The organism is Mesorhizobium sp. B283B1A, from assembly GCF_020165735.1.
Classification (GTDB): domain Bacteria; phylum Pseudomonadota; class Alphaproteobacteria; order Rhizobiales; family Rhizobiaceae; genus Mesorhizobium; species Mesorhizobium opportunistum.
On sequence record NZ_JAIUIQ010000057.1, the window covers coordinates 1 to 22,104 of the forward strand.

Annotated in this window: 18 protein-coding genes; 13 read left to right on the top strand and 5 right to left on the bottom strand. The window is 57.6% G+C overall.

The genetic code is table 11. The annotated features are described in order from the left end of the window. Positions 1-689: 689 nt before the first annotated feature. Positions 690-788, bottom strand: coding sequence for a transposase (locus LB577_RS33570; protein ID WP_411969358.1), 99 nt, complete (start codon positions 786-788; stop codon positions 690-692). A 101-nt stretch (positions 789-889) separates the two neighbouring features. Between LB577_RS33570 and LB577_RS30000 the strand changes: the two genes are divergently transcribed. Continuing rightward, on the top strand, positions 890-1,588 hold the full coding sequence (locus LB577_RS30000) for an antitoxin Xre/MbcA/ParS toxin-binding domain-containing protein (protein WP_224690053.1): 699 nt from the start codon (positions 890-892) through the stop codon (positions 1,586-1,588). Positions 1,589-1,984: 396 nt separating this feature from the next. Next, a complete protein-coding gene (locus LB577_RS30005; protein ID WP_224690054.1) occupies positions 1,985-3,094 on the top strand; it encodes a porin in 1,110 nt (369 codons plus the stop codon). A 369-nt stretch (positions 3,095-3,463) separates the two neighbouring features. Here LB577_RS30005 and LB577_RS30010 read toward each other — a convergent pair whose 3' ends face one another. Beyond that, on the bottom strand, positions 3,464-3,961 hold the full coding sequence (locus LB577_RS30010; RefSeq protein ID WP_224690074.1) for a hypothetical protein: 498 nt from the start codon (positions 3,959-3,961) through the stop codon (positions 3,464-3,466). Then, positions 3,962-4,102, bottom strand: coding sequence for a hypothetical protein (locus tag LB577_RS30015; RefSeq protein ID WP_224690055.1), 141 nt, complete (start codon positions 4,100-4,102; stop codon positions 3,962-3,964). It abuts the gene before it with no gap. Between the two features lie 226 nt (positions 4,103-4,328). On the opposite strand from LB577_RS30015, the gene LB577_RS30020 reads away from it, so the two are divergent. The 8 genes from LB577_RS30020 to LB577_RS30055 all read left to right on the top strand — a co-directional run bounded on the left by LB577_RS30020 (position 4,329) and on the right by LB577_RS30055 (position 15,680). Next, entirely contained in the window at positions 4,329-5,441 is a 1,113-nt protein-coding gene (locus tag LB577_RS30020; RefSeq protein ID WP_224690056.1) for a succinylglutamate desuccinylase/aspartoacylase family protein, read from the top strand. Positions 5,442-5,914: 473 nt separating this feature from the next. Further along, positions 5,915-7,498, top strand: coding sequence for an ABC transporter substrate-binding protein (locus LB577_RS30025; protein WP_224690057.1), 1,584 nt, complete (start codon positions 5,915-5,917; stop codon positions 7,496-7,498). Positions 7,499-7,525: 27 nt separating this feature from the next. Then, complete coding sequence (locus LB577_RS30030; RefSeq protein WP_224690058.1) at positions 7,526-8,470, top strand: ABC transporter permease; 945 nt, start codon at positions 7,526-7,528, stop codon at positions 8,468-8,470. Positions 8,471-8,479: 9 nt separating this feature from the next. Next, the gene (locus LB577_RS30035; RefSeq protein WP_224690059.1) at positions 8,480-9,304 is read left to right on the top strand and encodes an ABC transporter permease; all 825 of its coding nucleotides are present in this window, start codon (positions 8,480-8,482) and stop codon (positions 9,302-9,304) included. Beyond that, positions 9,301-10,971 carry an ABC transporter ATP-binding protein gene (locus LB577_RS30040; protein ID WP_224690060.1) on the top strand — a complete coding sequence of 557 codons (1,671 nt, stop codon included), beginning with the start codon at positions 9,301-9,303 and terminating at the stop codon, positions 10,969-10,971. The genes LB577_RS30035 and LB577_RS30040 overlap by 4 nt, the downstream gene beginning before the upstream one ends. A gap of 354 nt (positions 10,972-11,325) precedes the next feature. Further along, positions 11,326-13,101 carry a CocE/NonD family hydrolase gene (locus LB577_RS30045; RefSeq protein ID WP_224690061.1) on the top strand — a complete coding sequence of 592 codons (1,776 nt, stop codon included), beginning with the start codon at positions 11,326-11,328 and terminating at the stop codon, positions 13,099-13,101. 546 nt (positions 13,102-13,647) lie between these two features. After that, positions 13,648-15,213: a serine hydrolase domain-containing protein gene (locus tag LB577_RS30050; protein ID WP_224690062.1), complete on the top strand. Its 1,566-nt coding sequence runs from the start codon at positions 13,648-13,650 to the stop codon at positions 15,211-15,213. 209 nt (positions 15,214-15,422) lie between these two features. Then, positions 15,423-15,680: a hypothetical protein gene (locus tag LB577_RS30055; protein WP_224690063.1), complete on the top strand. Its 258-nt coding sequence runs from the start codon at positions 15,423-15,425 to the stop codon at positions 15,678-15,680. A gap of 24 nt (positions 15,681-15,704) precedes the next feature. Here LB577_RS30055 and LB577_RS30060 read toward each other — a convergent pair whose 3' ends face one another. Together LB577_RS30060 and LB577_RS30065 are read right to left on the bottom strand one after the other, a co-directional pair. Then, a complete protein-coding gene (locus LB577_RS30060) occupies positions 15,705-16,430 on the bottom strand; it encodes a hypothetical protein (RefSeq protein ID WP_224690064.1) in 726 nt (241 codons plus the stop codon). Positions 16,431-16,491: 61 nt separating this feature from the next. Further along, entirely contained in the window at positions 16,492-18,744 is a 2,253-nt protein-coding gene (locus LB577_RS30065; protein WP_224690065.1) for a N,N-dimethylformamidase beta subunit family domain-containing protein, read from the bottom strand. Between the two features lie 666 nt (positions 18,745-19,410). On the opposite strand from LB577_RS30065, the gene LB577_RS30070 reads away from it, so the two are divergent. From LB577_RS30070 to LB577_RS33340, 3 genes are all read left to right on the top strand, one after another. Then, entirely contained in the window at positions 19,411-20,403 is a 993-nt protein-coding gene (locus tag LB577_RS30070; protein WP_224690066.1) for an alpha/beta fold hydrolase, read from the top strand. Positions 20,404-21,491: 1,088 nt separating this feature from the next. Then, a complete protein-coding gene (locus LB577_RS33335) occupies positions 21,492-21,776 on the top strand; it encodes an ABC transporter substrate-binding protein (protein WP_318013566.1) in 285 nt (94 codons plus the stop codon). Then, entirely contained in the window at positions 21,769-22,095 is a 327-nt protein-coding gene (locus LB577_RS33340) for an ABC transporter substrate-binding protein (protein WP_318013565.1), read from the top strand. Before LB577_RS33335 ends, LB577_RS33340 begins: the two co-directional genes overlap by 8 nt. The last annotated feature ends 9 nt before the right edge of the window (positions 22,096-22,104 follow it).

The following is a 22,104-nucleotide window of genomic DNA, read 5'->3' on the forward strand; positions in this document are numbered from 1 at the left end:
GCGCGACGCGCTGGGCAACCTCCCCTTCGTCGTCTCCTTGCCAATCAAACGACTTTGTCATGGTACCCGTTGTGGGGGAGAATAGTGACCGTTGAACGCCAGATATCTGTTGGCGCTGTCAGAAGGTCGTATCACGAGAATGGAACCGGTAAGCCGTTCATACTGGTACACGGTGCCTGCCCCTCGCTACGGCACAGAGTTCATTCTTTCGACAGCTGACGAGCTACCAGATTAGTGAAGTGATCGCACTGGATCAGCTTCATTTGGTCGACAAATTATCCGCCTGATCGAACCGCTGCCGGCAGCATGGTGTACGGGCAGGATTTAGAAGCCTTGGAGCGCGGACAATACGAGTTTTCCATAGCAGCAATCTAGTGCCCGTTCATTCTCGGATGCGTTTGTTGTCACGGTCTGGTCAAAATGGGGCAACTGGCCTGCTCCCGGTTTTGGACACCAGTAGAGGTAGTTTAGCTTTATCACAAACTCGACGGAGCTTTAGAGTCCGTTTCGGAACTAGTTCAATGGCTCATTCTGTGCATCAAGAGACTGCCCATGGAGGGGTGAATCATGGTTTCGATGCGTCGTACGGAGTCGCGCGCAAAGCGGAGCCAGCGGAAGTCCGCCGGGAGCATCCTGCAGCCACCGCCCGTGAGCGTTGTGTAGCGGATTGCCTGGAGATATCGAGCAGGTCAATGCTCGGCCAGCGTCCCGCTGGCCGGCTTCCGCAGCAGCGGTGCAATCCGCTCCCTTTCTTCATCACTAAGATCGGTCGGACGACGCTTGATCATCAGGCAGTCCGGCCTCGCGTCTTTTGTGTCCATAATATGGGTCACGATCACATTCTACAGGCTCGGGATCAAGGGAAACTCTTAGGCAGGGGGAGCCACACATGACCAAATCATTTGATTTTGGAAATGAACCTCGCCAGGACGAGTTTTCATGCCTGATTGCAAAAGAGGTCCAGCGCGTTCTTGCTCAGTTCGCGGAAGTTATGAAGGGAGGGAGTTCAATCTCATCACACATGGGGACTGGCAATATCGCTGCCGCTGATTTCATGTCTGCAACGCCCCAACAAACCACTTATGACGATTTGACTGTCCTGGCCTTTGAATTTGTTCGAAGGCTCGCAGCTGAAGCAGTCCGTGGTTCCAATGAAAGCGCCGGTGAGGCGGCTCCGCTTCCGGTTCGGGCCGAGGGCGCACTTGGGCGGGCACTCCTAAAAGCGCGAGACCGGCAAAGTCATTGCCAGCGCATTGAAGACTGGGCGGGCGCGGTTGCAGGGCCCACCTATCTGGAAGAACACTTCGGCATACCGCGATCGACATTGCATTGGTGGCAACGGCACAATGATGTGGTTGCGTTGCGGAAAGGCGCGCGCAAGCATGTGTTCCCCCTAGCTCAGTTCATCGACGGGAGGCCGGCGCCGGGAATACGACAAGTGCTCTCCTTGATCGCCAATCCCAGACCGGCGTGGGTTTGGCTGACCTCCCCTTCACCGCGGCTTGATGGCCGAATTCCCATAGAGATGCTCCGGCAGGATCTGACTGCAGAAGTCATCTTGGCCGCACGAGACTTTTCCTCGACATGAAGCCCAACTGACGAAACCAATTGCAAATCAGTGCACCAGCAATCGGCTGGTCTCGTTGTGAAACTGTGAAACCCTGGTGAGGGTCACACGCAATATGGGCGTACTGCGTAACGTCTTTAGAGTATCGTTCCAATTGTGCAGTTTGTATTGATTGTATAGTTAGCCCAAATTGTACAATATAAAGTGAAACGTTCGTGACATAAGCGCAACGGTGATTTTATATATTGCGGTCAACTGCCGAAGTATATTGCATTCATCAATATCGGGGATAGGCTCCTCTGGCGAGGAAGCAGCGCCATGCGCATCTTTTTCAATCGTGGGAATGGGGAGGGATGCTGTCTGTCAGCAAAGAAGATGCCCTGGCCCTTTTTTTAATCTTTTTGAGTGGAGATCAAAATGAACATCAAGAGCCTTCTTCTCGGCTCCGCTGCCGCATTGGCCGCGGTCACCGGGGCACGCGCGGCCGACGCCGTCACCGTCGCCGAGCCGGAACCGGCTGAGTACGTCAAAATCTGCGACGTCTACGGCGCCGGCTATTTCTACATTCCTGGCACCGAAACCTGCCTGCGCATCGGGGGTTATGTCCGCTGGTATGCTTCGGCTGGCCAGGAAGGTTCTTACAACGGCCGTCGTGCTGTCGACCACGAGGACGCCAGCATCAACGACACTTGGTTCAAGCAGGCGCGCCTTGCGCTGAAGACCTGGACTGGTCAGGAAACAGAACTCGGGACCCTGAAAACCTACACTGAAACCAGATTCACCAATTCCAACGGCACTAACAGCACTACGCTGAACTATGCCTGGATTCAAATCGGTGGGCTGCGCGTCGGCAAGGACCAATCGGCCTTCGACACATTCATCGGTTACGCTGGCAACGTCATCAACGATACGCTGGTTCCCTATGGCGATTTCGACACTAACGTAGTGCAGTACTATTTCGACGCCGGCAACGGCTTCTCGGCCGTGGTCTCGCTCGAGGAAGGCTCTGGCACGGTCGGTACGATCGACAGCTACGTTCCGCATGTCGTCGGCGGCGTGAAGTACACGCAGGGTTGGGGCGCGATCACCGGCGTCGTTGCTTATGACAGCAACTACGAAGAAGTTGCCGGCAAGGTCCGCTTGGACATCACCGCCACCGACGCCCTGTCGCTGTTCATCATGGGCGGCTATGGCACCGACGACAACCTGACCGATGCGACCTGGGCCGTCCCGGCCGGCGGCCGCGGCTTCTACAAGCAGTGGGGTGGCAACTGGGCAGTGTGGGGCGGTGGCACCTACAACATCAACGAGAAGACCTCGTTCAACCTCCAGGCGTCCTATGACGAGGCGAAGGAATTTGGTCTCGCGGTCAACGTCGCTTACGACATCGTTCCTGGTCTCACGATCACGGCCGAAGTTGACTGGGCTCATAACGACCATGACAGCAATGGTTACAATTGGACCGGCATTCCCGCTGGTAAGAGCAACGCTGTCGGCGGTATCCTCCGCTTCCAGCGCTCGTTCTGATGACCGACGAACTTGGCGGACCGAACTATTGACCCATAGCGTGGCAAACTACTCGCGCTAGACTTGTCGTCCAGCCAGGACTGGCTGAGCAGAATGCCCGATAAGACCCCGTCGGCCGCTCTTCGTTCCGAGGTGCTCAGGTCCGTGGACTCCGGGACCGAAGCCTGGCGCTGATGCGAGGGGCGCCCCTTGACCAAGGCGCCCTTCAATCTACAGCGCAGAGCATTGTGACTGAATCGAAGGGATTCCCGTTATGTAGAGACGACCTATCAGGCAGCGCCACGGAACCCCAGCAAGCTGAATTCAAAGGCAGAGTTTTTCTTTGAGTTTGCGCCATTTTCCGCGAGTCAGCCGACGCGTTTTTGTGATTCACCCCAGCGCATGGTTGCCACCGCCCAGGACGCTGTTCCGGACGATATCGGCGCGCTGAGAGCACCGCTGAACGTGCGCTGGCCAGAGCCGAAGACGAGCCGCGCGCGCTGCGCTGGTCGAGGCCGAACTGGCGGTCGCCAGGGCCAATGCATCGGATGATGCGGCGGGATACGCGATGTTTTTTTCTTCGAGGGGAGTTTGACCTCCTCGATCGTGATGCACCTTATTGCGCGGCATGATCAGGCCGCAGCTGGTTGGGTCCGCAGTTTTGCGGATCTCCAATTCCACGGGCAGCAAATTGTCGATCCGAGCGAAGACGTCGGCGAGCAGGCCATGCGGGTCGAGCTCCATCTGATCGTGGAGGCGGGCTGAGGGTTCAGAACTCTGACCATGTAGCGACCGCTGCAGCTTCCGGATAGTCAGATGCCGATGCGCGATCAGGGTGCCTTCATCGGTGAAGGCCAAAATCCGGTCGTCATCGTTGGCGCCGTACACTTAGATGACGCCGTCCTCGGGCTCGAGACCGAGGGTCAGTTCCTGGATGAGCGCTGCGCTGACGCCGAGGTCCCTGGCGACACGTTCGACGGTGTAGAAGGCATCCGGTGAAGACCGCAGAAGTGCGTATCTGGTGGCCATTAGGACCTGAGCACCGCGGTGCTGAGGTCAAGCTTTCGATGGGCGTACTTATCTCTTCGGCACGAGACGACCTCACGGCGAGCGAACTCAGGGTGCAATATAGAAGTTAGATGTGGTCCATCTGTAAATTATTCTTGCCATGGGAGCGCGCATGACGAAGGGCTTGCAAGCCGGCGCGCTAGGGTTCCTTAGGTCACCTCGGCCGACAAGCACGAGGAGATAGGTAATGCATTCTGTTGTAGAAGATATCCCGCTTTTCCCCTCATCCATCGGCACTCGGCGTCAGGTTACCGTCCACCGCTTCGGAGTTGGTCATCCCGGCCCAAAAATTTACTTTCAGGCGGGCCTCCATGCTGACGAACTCCCCGGGATGGTGATTCTCAGCCATCTTGTGAGACTACTCCAAGAAAGAGAGGGCGAGCCGAACGGAGAGATCATCGTAGTCCCATGTGTCAATCCCATCGGTTTATCTCAGAGAATCCAAGGGTATCATGCTGGCCGGTCTGACTTGGGGTTGGGGGGTAATTTCAACCGCAATTTTCCGGACTTGTCACCTCTGCTGGGGCCGCAGCTTGCAGTACTCCGCGGCGAGGGGCTCGTTATGAATGGGGGGGCTGTCAAACATGCGATGCTGAAGGCAGTCTCTGCGCTCGTTCCAAAAAACGAGCTCGATAGCCTGAAGCAGGTGCTTCTTAGGCTCGCTATCGACGCAGACTTTGTGTTGGACGTTCACTGCGCCGACGAAGCGGTCCTTTATGCATATGTTTCCAATCCCGAGCATCCTGCTGCAGACCTGTTGTCTCGCTACATCGGTAGCGCGGCCACCATTGGCGGCATTTCCGAGCTTATAGATTTCCCTACAGCATGCCTTCTGCCGTGGCGCGCAGCACAGGAACTTCTTCCGGGCGTGTCAATAACTGAGTGCTTGTCTGCCACGCTCGAGTATCGCGGCTCAAAGGGTCTTCGGGACGATATTGCGATCGAAGACGCGCGAGGGTTGATTGGCTTCATGGAGGCAGTAGGCCTTCTGGAGGGAGTGACGCAGCCACCGTCGCAAGTTGTCACGTACCACACGACGCTCGACTGCGTTGACTACGTGCGGGCCAATGCCCCTGGGATTGTGATTTTTTCGAAGACGCCGGGAGACCATGTCCAGGACGGCGATGAGATTGGGACAATTCTCGATCCTGCGTCCGGCGACCGGTGTTCTTTGAAGGCGAGCACCTCCGGCATTATTTTCGGGTATCTCTACAGTCAGGTCGTAATCCCCGGCGGGACTGTCGCCTGGATTGCGGGCACTTCGCCCATCGACCAGCAGACTGGCGATCCCTTTCCCTAAGTAAACGCACCTGCTGATCTCAACGCATGAGGCCGGGGCGGCGGCCCGGCCGAGCGTCGTGACTATAAGGATTCCGGCACGCCACTTGTCATAACGCGTGAGGCTTCGGCTTTGTCAGACGGGCCTGCTCGGTCAGTGTTCCCCTCGCCACGCCGACCAGTCCCGCTCGTAGCCTGAACCGCAAGCCAGCACGTGAACTCCATCATTGCATCAGCCGGCGCTTGCTACATGGGAGCAATAGCTCGGCCCGCTAATCACTGTCCGAACGATCCACCGCGCGCCTTAGCTTGATACCACAGAGCAGATCGCCTTGGTCGCCGCAATTCTGCATCAAGACCCCGAAAACGCAGTTTCCGTACCGCAACACTGAAGGATTTTGCACAAAGCGGCGCAAAAGCAAATGTACCATCACCAAAACAAATAGCCGCCCTTTCGGTACCCTGGGAACAAATTTAAAATAGAGGAGCTGATCAATGTCGCAGGAACTCGACCATCTAAGCCGCGGTCTAGCTGCGGGCCGGCTGAGCCGACGTGAATTTCTCGGCCGTGCCACGGCGCTCGGCATCAGTGCTGCATTCGCCAATTCTCTTCTTGGCGGCGCCGCAATGGCGCAGATACCGAAAAGGGGCGGCATCCTGAAGGCCGGCATTGTCGGCGGGGCGGCGACGGACACCCTCGACCCAGCGAAATTCATAGAGTTGATGTCCTACTTCGGCAAATGCTGGGGTGAGTTTCTGGTGGCGCTGACGTCGGATGGCAGCCTGGAGCCACGCATTGCCGAGGAAATCGGCTCATCCAAAGATGCCAGAGTCTGGACCTTCAAAATCCGTCAGAACGTCGAATTCCACAACGGCAAGACCGTGACGGCGGAGGATGTAGTGGCGACGCTGGAACGCCATTCCGACAAGGAATCGAAGTCCGGTGCACAAGGCATCTTGGCCGGTATCGAGAGCCTCAAGGCCGATGGCCGCAATGTCATCGTCACCCTCAAGGAGCCGAACGCCGAACTGCCCTTTCTCATGGCAGACTATCATCTCGTCATCCAGCCCAACGGTGGCAAGGACAATCCTGCTGGAGGCATCAGCGCAGGCCCCTATAAGGTGGCTGTCAACGAACCCGGCGTGCGCCACGGCGGCGAGCGCTTCGCAAACTTCTGGCAGTCCGACAAGATGGGTTTCGCCGACCAGGTCGAGATCCTCGCCATTAATGACACAACAGCCCGCGTTTCCGCGCTGCAGGGCGGCCAGGTGCATATGATCAACAAGGTCGAGAGCAAGGTCGTCGATCTCATTAAGCGCGTGCCTAACCTGAGAGTTGAGACCCTGTCGGGCCCCGGTCACTATGTCTTCAACATGTTCTGCGACACGGCGCCATTTGATAATGCCGATCTCAGGATGGCGCTCAAGTTCGCGGTAGACCGAGAGGAGATGGTCGACAAGATCCTGCGCGGCTATGGCACGGTCGGCAACGATTTTCCGATCAATGGTGCGTACCCACTCTTCCCCGAGGGAATCGAGCAGCGCACCTTCGATCCAGACAAAGCCAAGTTCCACTACCAGAAGTCGGGCCACAGCGGACCGATCGTCCTTCGGGCCTCTAATGCTGCCTTTGCTGGTGCCGTCGACGCCGCGCAGCTCTTTCAGCAGAGCGCGGCCAAGGCCGGCATCGCCATTGAGGTTCAACGAGAGCCAGAAGATGGCTACTGGTCGGGAGTTTGGAACAAGCAGCCCTTCTGCGCCGCCAATTGGCGGGGACGCGCGACGCAAGGTTGGATGTACTCAACCACCTGTCGGTCGACATCGCCCTGGAACGACACGCATTTCTCCAATGAGAGGTTCGACAAACTCCTTACCCAGGTGCTTGGCGAACTCGACAAGGACAAGCGCAAAAATCTCTATCGTGAAATGGCCATCGTTGTTCGCGATGAAGGAGGGGTCATTGTGCCAATGTTTGCGCAGTATATCGACGCGATATCCGACCAGGTTGGCGGCTACGTAGGACGGGTTGACTCGTTGATGAACGGCTACGCCTTGACGCAATGCTGGCTCGAGGCTTGAACCGAAGTGCTCGTCAACTCACCCGTTATGAAGCTCACTGCCCAGCGCATTGCGCTGGGCATTCTCCTCCTTTTCGCCGTCTCCGTGCTGATTTTCGCTGGCACCCAGATCCTTCCGGGCGATGTTGCGCAGTCGATTCTCGGACAGGCGGCCACGCCAGAGGCGATCGCTAATCTGCGCCGAGAACTCGGCCTCAACGATCCCGCCATCGTGCGCTACTTCCACTGGCTGGGTGGGGTTTTGACTGGCGATCTCGGTACTGCGCTCACCTCGCGGCAGGAAATCACCACGACACTGGTGCCACGGCTGTGGAACACGCTGTTTCTTGCCTTCTGGGCGGCGGCGGTGTCGGTTCCACTCGCCATCATCCTCGGGCTGTTGGCGGTGCGCTACCGAAATGGCCCTGTCGATAAGGCCATTTCCGGTTTCGCGCTGGCTTCAACATCGCTGCCTGAATTCTTCACCGGCTATCTGCTTGTCTTATTCCTTGCCGTGAAACTGCGGTGGTTCCCGTCGATATCGACTGTCTATGACGGCATGCCGTTCCTGGAGAAGCTGAAGGCCATTGTGCTGCCGGCAACGGCTCTGGTGTTCGGCGTACTCGCCCACATGATGCGCATGACGCGCGCCGCCATCCTGAACGTGATGCAATCAGCCTACATCGAGACCGCTGAGCTCAAGGGCCTTTCTGCCTTCAACATCATACGCAAGCACGCCTTCCCGAACGCCATCGCGCCTATCATCAATGTTGTGATGCTCAACATGGCCTACCTTGTGGTTGGCGTCGTCGTGATCGAGGTGATCTTCGTCTATCCTGGAATGGGCCAGTATCTCGTGGACCACGTCGTCAAGCGCGATGTGCCAGTGGTTCAGGCAGTGGGTCTCATCTTCGCTGCGGTCTACATCGGGCTTAACATCGTCGCGGACGTAGCGGCAATCGTCGCTAATCCGCGGCTGCGGCATCCCAAATAGGAAAGAAGAATGCTTTACATCAAACGCATCCCATACGGAGCCTGGCTCGGCCTGGTTCTAACGGGCCTATTAATGATCTGCGCGCTTTTCGCCCCATGGATTGCTCCGGCGGGCAATGGCGAGATCGTGGGTGACGTATGGGAACCGATGTCGTCCGCCCATTGGCTGGGGACCGACAATTTAGGGCGAGACCTGCTCTCGCGCATGATCTATGGCGCACGTACTACGATCTTCATCGCCTCCCTGGCCACCGCCTTGTCCTTCTCGCTGGGCGCCATCCTGGGTTTCATGGCGGCGGTCGTTGGCGGTCTAGTCGAGTCGCTGATGTCGCGCATCGTCGATCTTCTAATGGCAATACCGACGCTGATATTCGGCCTAGTGGTACTGTCGGTGCTGCCCTCCAATAACGTAACGCTCATTCTTGTCATGGGAGTTCTGAGTTCGACACGTGTCTACCGCCTTTCGCGCGCCGTTGCGACCGACATCAATGCAATGGATTTCGTCGAAGCAGCTAAGTTGCGTGGTGAGGGTCTCGGCTGGATCATCTTCTGCGAGATCTTGCCCAACGCACTGTCGCCGCTGGTGGCGGAACTTGGCCTGCGTTTCATCTTTTCGGTGCTGTTCCTGTCGGCGCTATCGTTCCTCGGGCTGGGTGTGCAGCCGCCGGAGGCCGATTGGGGTGGCATGGTGAAGGAGAATAAGGACGGCATTGTCTTCGGGATCCCTGCCGCCCTCATCCCCGCCGCTGCGATCGCGATGCTGTCAATCTCCGTTAATCTGGTAGCCGACTGGGTGCTTACGCGCACCGCCAGCCTCAAGGGAGGACGAGAATGACGGTTAAGGCTATCTCAAAGCTCCGGCGAGACAACGGCGTTCTGCTCGACATCCGAAATCTCAAGGTCCAGGCGACCGTCTATTCGCCTGGCGAGAAGCCGCGCGACGTCACTATTGTGGACGGAGTGTCGCTGCAATTGAAGCGCGGCAGGGTGCTGGGACTGATCGGTGAATCCGGCGCCGGAAAGTCGACCGTCGGCCTTGCCTCAATGGGTTATGGCCGCGGCGGAGTGCGTATCACCGGCGGTGAGGTGTTCCTGAACGGTCGCGACATCCTCAAGGGCGGCGTCCGGGATTTGCGCCGGGTGCGCGGGAGCGAGGTCTGTTACGTCGCGCAGTCGGCTGCTGCCGCTTTCAACCCCGCCCATCGGCTCATGGACCAGGTCGTCGAAGCAGCGCTTCTGCATGGCGTTGGGACCCGAGCCGAGGCAGAGAAGCGCGCGCAGGCATTGTTCACTAAACTCCGCTTGCCTGGCCCCAAGAGCATTGGCTCCCGATATCCACATCAAGTCTCCGGCGGCCAATTGCAGCGCGTGATGACTGCGATGGCGCTTTGCTCCGAACCCGACCTGATCGTGTTCGATGAACCCACCACGGCTCTCGACGTAACCACGCAGATTGACGTGCTGGCCGCCATCAAGGAAGCAATCCGCGACACCGGCGTCGCGGCCCTCTACATCACCCACGATCTTGCCGTGGTGGCCCAGGTCTCGGACGAGATCATGGTATTGCGAGATGGCAAGATGGTGGAGCACGGCCCAACACGGCAGATCATCGAGGCGCCGCGCATGGACTATACCAAGGCGCTGGTGTCGGTTCGTTCAATCGAGCATGAGGAGAAGGAACCGACGCCCAAGCCTCTATTGTCGGTTATGAACGTCACTGCCGCCTATGGCGGCGGCTCGGTGAAAGTTCTGCAGGACGTCTCGGTCGAGGTTCACCCTGGCCAGACGTTGGCTGTCGTCGGGGAATCCGGCTCGGGCAAATCGACGCTCGCCCGAGTCATTACGGGGCTGCTACCGCCGATCGCAGGCAGCATCACCTTCGCCGGACGCACGCTCGCGCCCAGGCTCGCTGACCGCTCCAAGGACGATCTGCGTGAATTGCAGATGATCTATCAGATGGCCGACGTTGCGATGAACCCGCGCCAGACGGTTCGCACCATCATCGGCCGGCCGCTAGAATTCTATTTCGGTATGCGTGGAAAGGAGCGAGATGCCAGGATCGCCGAACTGCTCGATGAAATCGAGATGGGCAAGGGCTTCATCGACCGCTATCCGGCAGAGCTTTCGGGAGGGCAGAAGCAGCGGGTGTGCATAGCCCGCGCGCTTGCGGCAAAGCCGAAGCTCATGATCTGCGACGAGATGACAAGCGCTCTCGACCCGCTCGTGGCTGACGGAATCCTTAAGCTCTTGCTTCGTCTACAGAAGATTGAGGACGTGGCCTACCTGTTCATCACGCACGACCTCGCGACCGTGAAAGCTATCGCCGATTCCATCGCGGTTATGTATCGCGGCGAGGTGGTCCGCTCTGGCTCGAAGACGCAGGTGCTCACACCGCCGTTCGACGCATATACCGACCTCTTGCTGTCTTCTGTACCTGAAATGGAAGTAGGGTGGTTGGAACACGCAATTAATGAGCGCCGCATGGAGAGCGCGGGGAATTGAGCCCAACAAGGCTTTGCAACTATGTTGGTTAGTCGACGCAAAGGAGGGCAGGCTCGCAATCTTTTCAGTAGGTCTGGAACGCCAGCGTTTCCTGCACAGGTCGATCCCCGCCTGAGTGTGGCTCATGGAAGGGAGTAAGTGAGACTCCGAAGGTCTCGGTCGACCGAAATGCCGAATAGGTTGTCATCAGTTGCCGGCGCCCTCAACTGGCGTTCTGTGCCCCAAACGCCGGGTTCCTGTTTTGACAGCAGCATTATCATCTATGGAAACCTGCATTTGCCACTTCATGAATGCGAGAAGGATTCTTGCCGTAGCATCTGATGCGGATAGGTTGCAGAGGAGGAGATTCTCTTGGTGGATCGTGGTGAACATCGCACAGCGAAGCCCTCGGCGCCGCATTATGAGGTAGTTTTGCAAACAGGGCTGCGTGTACCCATGCGTGATGGCGTGGAACTCGCGACGGATGTCTATCGCCCTCTTGGGTACGTCGGCAAGCTGCCGGCAATTCTGATCCGGACGAAGTACGGCAAGAGTCCCTATCGTCTGCCCAAACCTAGTAACCCGGTGGCCATGACGTTCGCGGCGCAGGGCCATGCAGTAGTTGTGCAGGAACTTCGTGGACTCTTTGATTCTGGCGGGCATTTCACCCTGCTGGAGCACGACGCCAAGGACGGTTACGACACACTGTCTTGGATCGCTTCGCGGCCATGGTCCACTGGGCGAGTCGGCACCTATGGTTGCTCCGCGCTTGGAATCACCCAAGTGCTTCTTGCTCAGCTGTGCCATCCGGCACATCGATGTGCGATCGTGGAGGGGGCGGGCGGTTCAATGTCTGGAGATCGACACCGTCTGGGGGACTTACGCCTGTGCGGGTCGCGTTTGGGTGGGGCCTTGGAGCTAAGCATGTGGGTGCCCCACTTTCATCAATCGCACGGGAAGGACCGTTCCCGCCCGCAACCCAAGACCGAAGAGGAGTATAATCGGGCGTTCGCCAAACTGCCGGTGGTCGATATTCTCAAGAGCATTGGGGCGCCACCCACTGACTGGGAAGACTGGGTCTCACGCGACCCCGAGGACCCTTGGTTTGATCGGTTTGGGTTCCTTAGCGAGGACTCCAAAGTCGACTTGCCAGTCTTGTTCGTGAATTCCTGGTATGACGTCGGCGCGGCCGACGCGCTCCATACGCAGCGCGTCTTCAGCACTCGGGGTAGGAGACCTGCATCTCGTGAGCACCAGCACATCATTCTGTCCCCAGCTACGCACTGTGGCACCTCTACGCTCAAAGCCCCGACTGTCGTCGGCGAGCGCGAGTTGGGCGACGCGCGCCTTGATTGCCGGCAGATCTACCTGGACTGGTACGACTGCTGGCTGAAGGACGAGGCCCATCTGATCGAGGGAATGCCACGCATCCAGTATTACGTGATGGGTCGCAACGAGTGGAGGGCCGCATCTGATTGGCCGCCGGCCGGGGTAGAACTACAACGCTGGTTTCTGCGCAGCGGCGGAAACGCCAACACTTGCTTCGGCGACGGTACATTAAAAGTCGATCCGCCGATCGATGATGAGTCCCCCGACACCTTTGTTTATGACCCCGGGAATCCAGTGCCGTCTTTGGGGGCTGAGGGTGGGAACGCAGTGGGGACGACGTTAGGCCCACGGGACCATCAGGAAGTCGAACTCCGCCAAGACGTTCTATGTTTTACCTCCGAGCTCCTCCAGCAGGGCATGGAGGTCACCGGGTTTGTAAAGGCAGTGCTGTTCGTCTCTTCTTCGGCCCGAGACACGGATTTTGTGGCCAAGATTCTTGACGTGCATCCGGACGGGAAGGCGGTTGACGTCGTCGACGGTATACTGCGCGTTCGGTACCGCGAAGGTTACAATAAGCGGCTGTTGATGGAGGCCGGGCACATCTATCAAATCGACATAGATTTGGACGCCACCAGCAACTGGTTCCCGCCTGGCCATCGTCTCCGACTTGACATCACGAGTTCCTCGTTTCCTCGCTTCGACCGAAATCTGAACACAGGGGGTAACAACTGGGACGAAACGGAATGGGTCGTCGCCCAAAACACTGTGCACCATTGCCAAGAGTTCCCATCCTCCGTATTGCTTCCTATCGCAGGCAAGTGATTCACTCGCCTTTCAGGTCACCAAACTGGGCTGCGAGGTGATTGAAAGCGTCAATCACTTGAGGCTCTCTTCTGAGGACTGCACAAGTCTGGTGGCTTGCTGAAGCTAGGAGAGTTGGGTTTGAGCGCCAACTTACGCACGTTCATGTCCACGCTCAAGCTCCTTCGACCACGCCGTCGGATCCTTGCCAGTGCAAATGCTGCTCCGTGACATCCCGTTTCGAAGCCCTCGAAGCGCAACGCTCATTGTGCAGCATCAGCCAAATCAGCCGGAAACCGTATATGAGCACAGTTTATCACAGACGGTGCGCTGTTTCGCCCCCCTCTCTGGACCGCTCGCATCTCGTTTTTAGATGACGACAATACATAAGCTGTATTGGACAGGAGCCGGCAGGCGATCGATGTTCGATTCAATAGCGGCTCTAAATTGAGCGGCTCTAAATTGCTATAACACTGTGATTTCGAATGTAGATGCACGGCCGTAGAGACTTTCCGGGACCTGCAGGTTGCCGAGTGACGCCGTTATCTCCTAGTACGCCACGGAGGAATGACGATCATGACTAGTTCGCACGCCGATCTTGCCAAGCGCGTCGACGCATTGTTCAGCGAGTTCAAAGGGCCGGAAATGCCTGGCGCTGTCGTGGCAGTGACAGAGAATGGCCGCGAGATTTTCGCCAACACGTATGGTCTGGCGAACATCAACGATGACGTGCCGATGGGCCGCAAAACCATCATGCGGATTGGTTCGCAAAGCAAGCAGTTCACCGTGTTGCTGATCCTGATGCTCGAGGCAGAAGGCAAGCTCAGCCTCGAGGACGAGGTGCAGAAGCACCTGCCCTATGTTCCCAGGCTTGAGTATCCGGTCACCATCGCTCAACTAGCCTCCAACACCAGCGGCTACCGCGACTATCTGGAGGCCATGACTTTTGGTGGGCTGTCGCTCTTCGCTCCGTCAGACCGCGAGACTGCCCGTAAGATCATCGGCAGACAGGACGCGCTCAACTTTAAGCCCGGCAGTGCCATGATCTATTCGAATTCCGGGTTTTTCATGTTGTTCGAAATCATCGAGCAGATTGAGGGCGCGGCCTTCAACGACGTATTGCGCAAACGCATCACTGGCCCGCTCGGCATGAACGACACCTCGCTCATGTTGCGCGACGGTACGGTGATGAAGCGGCTAGCCGCGCACTATACCAAGTGCGCCGAGGGCTGGGCCCATTTGAGTTGGGGGTTGGAGTACGGCGGCGGAGGCGGCATTGTATCGACGCTCGATGACATGGTGGTCTGGCAGCAGAACTTGATCGGCCCCAAAGTTGGCTCGCAGCAAATGTACCAACGCATGGGGACGGCTTGCGTCTTCGACAATGGTGCGACCGGCTTTTACGGACTCGGGCTGGTGACGGACGTCTATAGTGGCCGCCGCGCGATCGGCCACGGCGGTGGGGTTGCCGGTGGCAAGTCGCAATCGATGCTCTTCATCGACGATGGGCTCGGCATCATCATCATCGCCAACAACGATCAGGTGGCCGCCTTCCCCATCGCCCGCCGTATCGCCGACATCTATTTCGGCAACGTCTCGCCGAAGCCGATCGGGCTCGCTCCGGGCCGCTACCGGCAGGAAGGGGGGCCCAACGTCTTCGAAATCCTTGTCAAGGACGGCGTACCAACTTTCGTTGATTCCGGTGGTGTGGCCAGGTTCGATTTCGGCCATCAGGGCGGCGCTAAACCAGAGCGCGGAACCACCGACTTGGTTCTCAGTCCCCGGCCGGACGGCAAAGTCGACGGCACGTTCTGCGGCACGCCGAGAATCTACGCACCCTTGGATCCGGACGCCCGGGCGGTCGTCCCTCTCGCTGGACGCTACGCCAACAAGGCGCAAGGTCTTGAGGTCGAGATCGATGGCGACGCGCAGCGTGGGATATTCCGTCTGCGCTCTGAACTCGGCGCCATGAATGCGCCCATCGTCGCTGCTGACAGCGATCTCTGGTTCATGTCTCAGCCCGACAACGACATGGGGCCCTGCCTGACTTGGAATGCGACTATGAGCGTCACCGCAGACGGTTTCGAGATAAACTCGGATCGCATCAATAAATTGCGCTTCACGAGAGCCTGAGTAATCCCAAAAATCGGCAAAAGTCCGCCATGTCTGCGCGCGTTGTGTCGAGTTCTTCCAACAACCTACCTAAGGATTCGACGCGCCTCCACCGCTCGCGCAGAATGCCCACCTTGCTCGGGGCGCGCATTTATCCGCTACCGTTAAGTGTTCCGGCGCTGCATAGCCACCGGCAGTTAGGACTTTGACGAGCCGATGGATGACCGGCAATGACGATGCGCTGCCGGTCTCCGGCGTATTCCCCTGCGATTGCGTTCGACGGCTTCATCTGGACTGTACTGACGATCGACGAATTGGTGCCTTTGGTCTGGGCCGTCGAAGTTCGGGGCGGCTTCGTCTCCGACTACGCCTTTGAGCGCGTCATCACTGCGATCGCAAATACGGCCGGCGCAGAATGTTGGCAAATGGCGTGTGTGCTCTGGTCGTGGATACCGGATCGCAGCGACCCGTCTCTTTTGCAAGGCTAATGACGAAATTCAATTTGTATCCATTCAAGCGAGAAGAGATTTTGTAATGCTCATCAGATCAAAGATGGGCACATTGGTCAGCTTGCGAATGTCCGACCGCCACTTCGGCATCCCAACGCACTCGATCACGAGTGCTCGAACGTCCTTAAGCGAGCCGTCGTTCAACTCCGTTTTTAAACGAATGAGAAATTCCTCGCGGAGGCTCTCTTCTGTCCAACCACCGACCCCGAAGCAATCAGGCTCCTCGATAGCTTTCCAGGACGGCAGATCGCTGAAGCCCACAATCCGCATGCGCCTAATTCCACTGTGGTCACGCAGTAGCGCCTCTACGCAGGGCTTTGAATAGGTGAGCACGCCAACCGAGCCCGCTGTGGCCGAGAGCGCCAGATCAAGAAAATCGAGACCACTAAGCAGCACTGGTGTTTGAGTGCTGCCTCTTAGCGACTTCCAGCCGCACCAGAAAAATCCGCAATTCGCGATTACAAGATCGGCGTCGCTTTCCAGGCGGTGTACGGCTCGGGTGATTCCCTCAACCGCACTGTCCGCCCCAGCCAGGGTCTCTCTCGGTCCACCGCCTCTTGCGACTGCGTAGACAGTATCGAACGGCCACGACGCCGGGCATTCAATACTCCCAACGCAATCTGAGCCAAGGCCGACCCGGTCGGTCGGCGAAAATTGCCCGTAGTCGGCAGTGAGATTGTTGTATTCCATCAAAGCGACACCGAGCGTCGGGGCACTTCCTTTAGCCATTGCCTATTTTCTCCCTTGCTCCGGCCCGATTTATCATAAACGAAATCGCGGGGTATCTTCATCAGGCCGTTTGCTTGCGTGGACCAGCCATGGCATCCGCAGTTTCGGGCCTGCTTTCCTCAGCGGGATGCGTTTTCGACGACCAGCAACGCCGCACAACGTTCTCCAAGAGTTTCGAGATGTTGTTATTGAAGTCGTTCACCGGAAGACTTCCACAAAACAGGATTGAACCAGTAGAGAAGACAAAATTACCGTGCGCCTTCGGAATGAAGCAAAGATCCGCCCTGATCTGGGACGACTGCCAAGCAAGTGGTTGCGGCCAGACTACCTTTTCCGGAACGCAGTGGTACTCGCCCAAGTACTCCTCGGATTGCGCAAGAACGACCGCATCGGGCGGAGTGCCCAAGGAGGAGTCCACGATGTCGACTTCGAACCCGGCTGCACCCCCGCCGGAAAACCCAAAATCACCGAGGATCTCACCATCTATCCCGTCAAAGAGCCATTCAAAACGCGGATCGTAAGAAGCACCCGTGCGACGATAAAAGGAGCCCGTGAAATCTCCATGGGCCGACATGCCGATCCCGACGAGCCGCTGCGGAGGCCTGTCGTTTTTGACCCAGAGGCCGCCATAGCAGCCGTCGAAAGCATGGAAGTACTCCCCCGGTTCTGCCTCCCACGTCCTGGCGCCCGTTTCGCCACGTCGAACCTCGATCGCGCTGGGAAAAGCCTTGCTAGTGGCTATCCGCCAGTAGAACCCGTTGCCCCCAAGGTAGCCGAGGCTGCCGCCGCCAGCTACGAAATTTTGGATTGCATCAAGTGTGCGAGCCGTATGGTATTCCGGGTGTGTCACTGTAAGTACTAACGCATACTCATTGAGTGCACTGCCTCCGTCGGCTTCGAGGTCGTGATCCGTGACAACGTCGACTGCAATGTCTTTCGCCGCGCACCACGCGATCAAATGAAGGTCGGCGGGGAAATGGCGCAATCCTGATCCACGCTCGTCGACATAGGCGAGGTATCCGGGTCGCATGAGAAGCAGCGGCCGCGACGTCGAGCTGAACATGACAGGACTGCCGTCGGCATGGAGATTGTAGAGCGATCGACCGAACTCAGGGTGCTCCTTCGGATGATTTGGATAGGCATGCCAGGCATCGCGTCTTTCGACATACGCTGTGTCAAAGTTGGAGCGGGGAGTATTTCCGTAGGCAGCATAGGTGAAGGTCGAGAATAGCACTGCGACTCTGGCCTTGGCGGCATTTCGGGCTGGACGCACAAAGAAAGGTATAATGTCCTCAGCGTTCTCGCATCTCAAGCGAATACCGTAGACTCCGCTTGGAAAGTCCTGGGGGATATCGAAGCTGAAATCTGTCTGCCATCCACAATCGTAAAGGTCGTCCTCGTGGAAATGGACTGCTGCATATTCGTCGACCGCGTGCCTCCAGCACATTTCGGCACCGGACCATCGCGACCCTCGTACGCCTCGTGCGGGCAAATTGTGGAAGGTGCCGTCGAGCCGCAGCGGACCTTTGTCGCGGATGTTCGAGGTTGGAATGTCGATAGCGAAATCCCAGAAAGCCAGGATTTCCTCGTCCGCCACTTGATTTTCGACGAGGCGTTCGACAAGCTGCGCCCCACGCAATAACCGGGGGGCTTCGAGCCGCCCGTTGAAAAACGAAGTGAAGTGCAACGGATCTTCCGGCTGCGGCGTAGCCGCCAGCACCAGCTTCGTAAATGCCGCCTTCCCTCTAAATCGCCCCGTCTTAACCTCAAACAACCGTGATCCAGTCTCGACAGAGTATCCGAATAGATGCAGACCGCGAGCTGCAATCAAGAGGCGCAACTCGTACCACCTGCCAATATCGAAGGCGAAGGGAGCGCCGCTCGTCTCGGCAAACGTCTCCACTTTCAGGCCGTCCTTCTGAATGCTAATCGAGACTGCGCCTTCCGATGAGCCAATGAAGGAAAACAGAACCTGGGGCGAGTCACGCAGAAGACGCGGTTGGAACCTGATCGAAAACGTAGCGTCCAGGGCAATCGTCGGATCACTGAAGGGGATGATTCCATAAGACCCCAAACGCGATGGCTTCGCGACAGATTTGTAGGTGCCTTCAAAGGCCGCCGAAACCGGCCGAACGTCCATCCCTGATCCGTTCGGATTGGGGTCTCCCGAGAAGATGCGGACGAGATCCGCAGCGTAGTCGCTTGAAAAGTCGCTGGACACCTTCGCTTCGATGCTTTCGCCGCCACGTGCCGAAAGCCGGTTGGTATATCCGATCAGAATGGGCCGTTTGTTCTTGGCTTCGTTCTGGTTCACTCGCAGTCCCTCAATGTACGGTCGCTTCGGCGCCAATGTCGAGCGGGCCACTCCCTCATTGCACTCATCTGTGGGAGCGTGCATGTGCATCGGGACCGTAGCAAGAGAGAGAGGGCTTACGTCAAATTCAGTGTGTATATTGAAGCCATCTGGTTTTGAGATAGAATCAGCCTGGCGAAACGGACGTCCGAGAGAGGTGTCGCGTGGCCCGTCCTGTTCCACATGGCTCAACCACATAACTGTAAGCGCGGCAACCGGACTCCCCAATCGCATCGCGGGGCCTTCAATATATTCGACGCACTCAGCTGAGCCGGCGGTGCGACCCAAACTAGCCGAACGGCTCTGCCCAAGGCGGGCAGGGACGTGTCAGCGCGCCCAGAGACTGAACGCTATCCGCAAGTTATCATGCTGTCGCTCCGGCGGAACGACAATCTTGAACTATGGCATAGGATCGGCAGCACCAAAGCACGAATCCGCGGTGAGCCCTTCCAGATCCGCCCCAGAAACCTTCACGGCCTCAAATCGTCGGTTTTCGCTTAATTGATTGGGGAATCGCCGCATTTTTGCGTCCAATGAAGAACAACGCCCGCAAAGTGACCCAACGGCGTGGTTGTATCGCCATAAAAAGCTGCATTGCCGCATAACAAAGGTGTAAGGAGCATTCCGATGTCGGAGGAACTCGGCGATACCAGCCGCGGCGTCACCGCGAATTCATCTGTTATCACCGCCGCGCAGGCGTCGCGATTGACCGACAAAATGCTCATCCCTGAACGTCGCATGTCGGTTGGCAACGTGGGGACGACATACTACGAGACTGGAGCCGGTCGTCCTATAGTGCTTCTCCATGGGGCATCCCCGGGGGCAATCTTAGATGCGAGGCTCAGCTGGATCTGGCAGCTGCACGGCTTATCCGATCGATTCAGAGTGATCGCGCTTGATCAACTCCAATTCGGTGGGACGGACGATCCTACTCCTGGCAAATATATCAGCCGGCTCGGTCGCGTGGACCATGTCATTGCTTTCATAGAGGCAATGGATTTGAAGCAGATCACGCTGGTCGGCCATTCAGAAGGATCATTCGTCGCTGCGCGGGTCGCTATCGTCCGTCCCGATCTTGTTTCGAAAGTCGTTCTGCTCACCGCCAGTGCCGTATCGCCGCCAATAGGGCCCGAGCCATTTGGAGACGAGCGTGATGATGCATGGCTTCATGCTGCCACCACGTCATATGACTACACCGAGCCGATGCCGAGTGAAGAGGAATATGTGCGGAGAGGCGCCATCACCTACGCGCAAGATCCGTATGATGCAGAGCTAGAGGAGTATCGGCGAATAGCCTATCGGCGGTCCTCGACGCGCGGAAAATGGGAGCTCCGGAAGCGCCTGCCTTTGGAAGAAACAGATATGAGACAATATATCCTGTTGCAGCAGAAGTTCATCTTCCCCTTCGTTGATCGGCTTCACGGCAAGACAATGCTTCTTTGGTCCACAGATGACGCTACCGTGGCGCCAGACCGAGGCTGGAATCTGGCCAAGATGATCAAGAATTCGGAGCTCCACATGCTCAAAGCAGCTCACGCGATCCAACGAGATCAGAGCGAAGCCGTAAACTGGCTCATTGGTCACTACAGCATTACCGGAGGCGCTTCGCCATACCTTTGAGGCAATAATCACGGGGCCCCCGAGATGTACTGCGATATATTGGGAATCGGGCGGCGCGACCGTATCGGCTCTCGGATGTGCCAGAGACCTCCGCCGCCTGGCTAACTACTGTATTGCCGAAAACAGCCGCGCCCATCTCCGTTGATGCGTGCTTCATCAGGGGGAGCGGAGGTTCGGTCGCCGCTGGCAAAGTCGCAATCAATGCACTTTTTGGGCGGTGGACTCGGCATCGTCATCATTGCTAATGGACCAGGTCGCCTCTTCGCCGCCCGTCGTATCGATGTCAATTCGGCATGGCCTTGCTCCGGCCGCTGTCGGCGGAAGGCGGCCCCGACATGTTTGGGCGTCGCCGAGGACGGGGATTACAAGGTTCCCCAGTCGCAGTGGTAGGGCACCGGATTCCCCATCCTCCCTCCGCCCAGCTCGAGCGCGTGATCGACTTGATTCTCAGTCGCGACGGCAAGCTGACGCCGCGGCGAGCTTTCTACTCTTCTCAAGGCGAAGACCTCTTGCGGACGCCGAGCGACGAAGGCGCAGCGCCTGATGTCGACACTAAGGTGACGCACAACTGGCCTGTTCTGTGCTCGGATGTCAGCGCGGATTGGCGCGTCGGCGGCCATCCAGAATCATTGAGAACCATCTTCGTTGGGCCGCGAGCAGCTCGTAGCGCGGCTCATGAACGGAGGCGGCGGCGAGATGCTTTGAAATCGCTCTTTCTGCGACCATCTCAAACTCAGATGACCGCGATATACAGACTGAATTTGACGTAAGCGCCGCAGGGATCGAAGTTTGGTGAAACAAAGCCGAAGCACACAACCGCGCTAACAAAAAAGGGGGAGGAAATGAGAATTTCTCGACGCGACCTTGTTAAGATGGGCATTGCTGCCGGAACAACTCTATCGACGGTATTCCCGTCGGTCCTGCGGGCGCAGCCGGCGCCCACCGCCGCGCAAACGGTCCGAATGGCAAGGTATGGAGTCGATTCCTTCGATTCGATGGTTTCGACGGCACAGTCCACCGGTAATCACGGCCTAGCGATTTATGACACGCTGTTTGCGCTTGATTCCAAGCTAATGCCACAGCCTCAAATGGTCGAGAAATGGGGTGTATCCGACGACAAAAGAATTTACACCTTTGAGCTTAGGGATGGGTTGGGCTGGCATGACGGTACGCCCGTTACCGCGGCTGACTGTGTCGCCTCGATTCGTCGCTGGAGCCAAGTAGCTCCCGGCGGAAAGCTAATCACAGAGCGCGCAAAGGATATCTCGGCGCTGAATGACAAAACTTTCGTTATCTCCCTACGAGAGCCGCTAGGGCTTCTTACGGAGATCATAGCTAGCGCGGCTACCCCGGTCCTGTGCGTCCATGCGTGAAAAGGACGCGAGTTTTGCTGCCACGGAGCAGGTAACCGCAAATATCGGATCGGGGCCGTTCAAATTCAATCAAGCTCTCGCCAAACCGGGAGCAAGCTTTACTTACGACCGCAATGAACACTATGTGCCCCGCCAGGAGCCGCCAGATGGGTTCGCCGGTGGCAAGGTCGTGAACGTTGAGCGCGTCATCTGGAATTTTATTGAAGACCAGCAAACTACTTTCGCGGCCTTACAAGCCGGCGAAATTGATTTCATAGAATTGCCAGCCGCCGATCTTTATCGTTCAAAAGTGATCCTGCCCTTGAACTGCAGGTATTGAACAAAGGCG

Excerpts from the sequence above, each read along its gene's own strand:
- LB577_RS33570 (WP_411969358.1), bottom strand. The coding sequence starts at position 788 with ATGATCAAGCGTCGTCCGACCGATCTTAGTGATGAAGAAAGGGAGCGG.
- LB577_RS30000 (WP_224690053.1), top strand. The coding sequence starts at position 890 with ATGACCAAATCATTTGATTTTGGAAATGAACCTCGCCAGGACGAGTTT.
- LB577_RS30005 (WP_224690054.1), top strand. The coding sequence starts at position 1,985 with ATGAACATCAAGAGCCTTCTTCTCGGCTCCGCTGCCGCATTGGCCGCG.
- LB577_RS30015 (WP_224690055.1), bottom strand. The coding sequence starts at position 4,102 with ATGGCCACCAGATACGCACTTCTGCGGTCTTCACCGGATGCCTTCTAC.
- LB577_RS30020 (WP_224690056.1), top strand. The coding sequence starts at position 4,329 with ATGCATTCTGTTGTAGAAGATATCCCGCTTTTCCCCTCATCCATCGGC.
- LB577_RS30025 (WP_224690057.1), top strand. The coding sequence starts at position 5,915 with ATGTCGCAGGAACTCGACCATCTAAGCCGCGGTCTAGCTGCGGGCCGG.
- LB577_RS30030 (WP_224690058.1), top strand. The coding sequence starts at position 7,526 with ATGAAGCTCACTGCCCAGCGCATTGCGCTGGGCATTCTCCTCCTTTTC.
- LB577_RS30035 (WP_224690059.1), top strand. The coding sequence starts at position 8,480 with ATGCTTTACATCAAACGCATCCCATACGGAGCCTGGCTCGGCCTGGTT.
- LB577_RS30040 (WP_224690060.1), top strand. The coding sequence starts at position 9,301 with ATGACGGTTAAGGCTATCTCAAAGCTCCGGCGAGACAACGGCGTTCTG.
- LB577_RS30050 (WP_224690062.1), top strand. The coding sequence starts at position 13,648 with ATGACGATCATGACTAGTTCGCACGCCGATCTTGCCAAGCGCGTCGAC.
- LB577_RS30055 (WP_224690063.1), top strand. The coding sequence starts at position 15,423 with ATGACGATGCGCTGCCGGTCTCCGGCGTATTCCCCTGCGATTGCGTTC.
- LB577_RS30060 (WP_224690064.1), bottom strand. The coding sequence starts at position 16,430 with ATGGCTAAAGGAAGTGCCCCGACGCTCGGTGTCGCTTTGATGGAATAC.
- LB577_RS30070 (WP_224690066.1), top strand. The coding sequence starts at position 19,411 with ATGTCGGAGGAACTCGGCGATACCAGCCGCGGCGTCACCGCGAATTCA.
- LB577_RS33335 (WP_318013566.1), top strand. The coding sequence starts at position 21,492 with ATGGTCGAGAAATGGGGTGTATCCGACGACAAAAGAATTTACACCTTT.
- LB577_RS33340 (WP_318013565.1), top strand. The coding sequence starts at position 21,769 with ATGCGTGAAAAGGACGCGAGTTTTGCTGCCACGGAGCAGGTAACCGCA.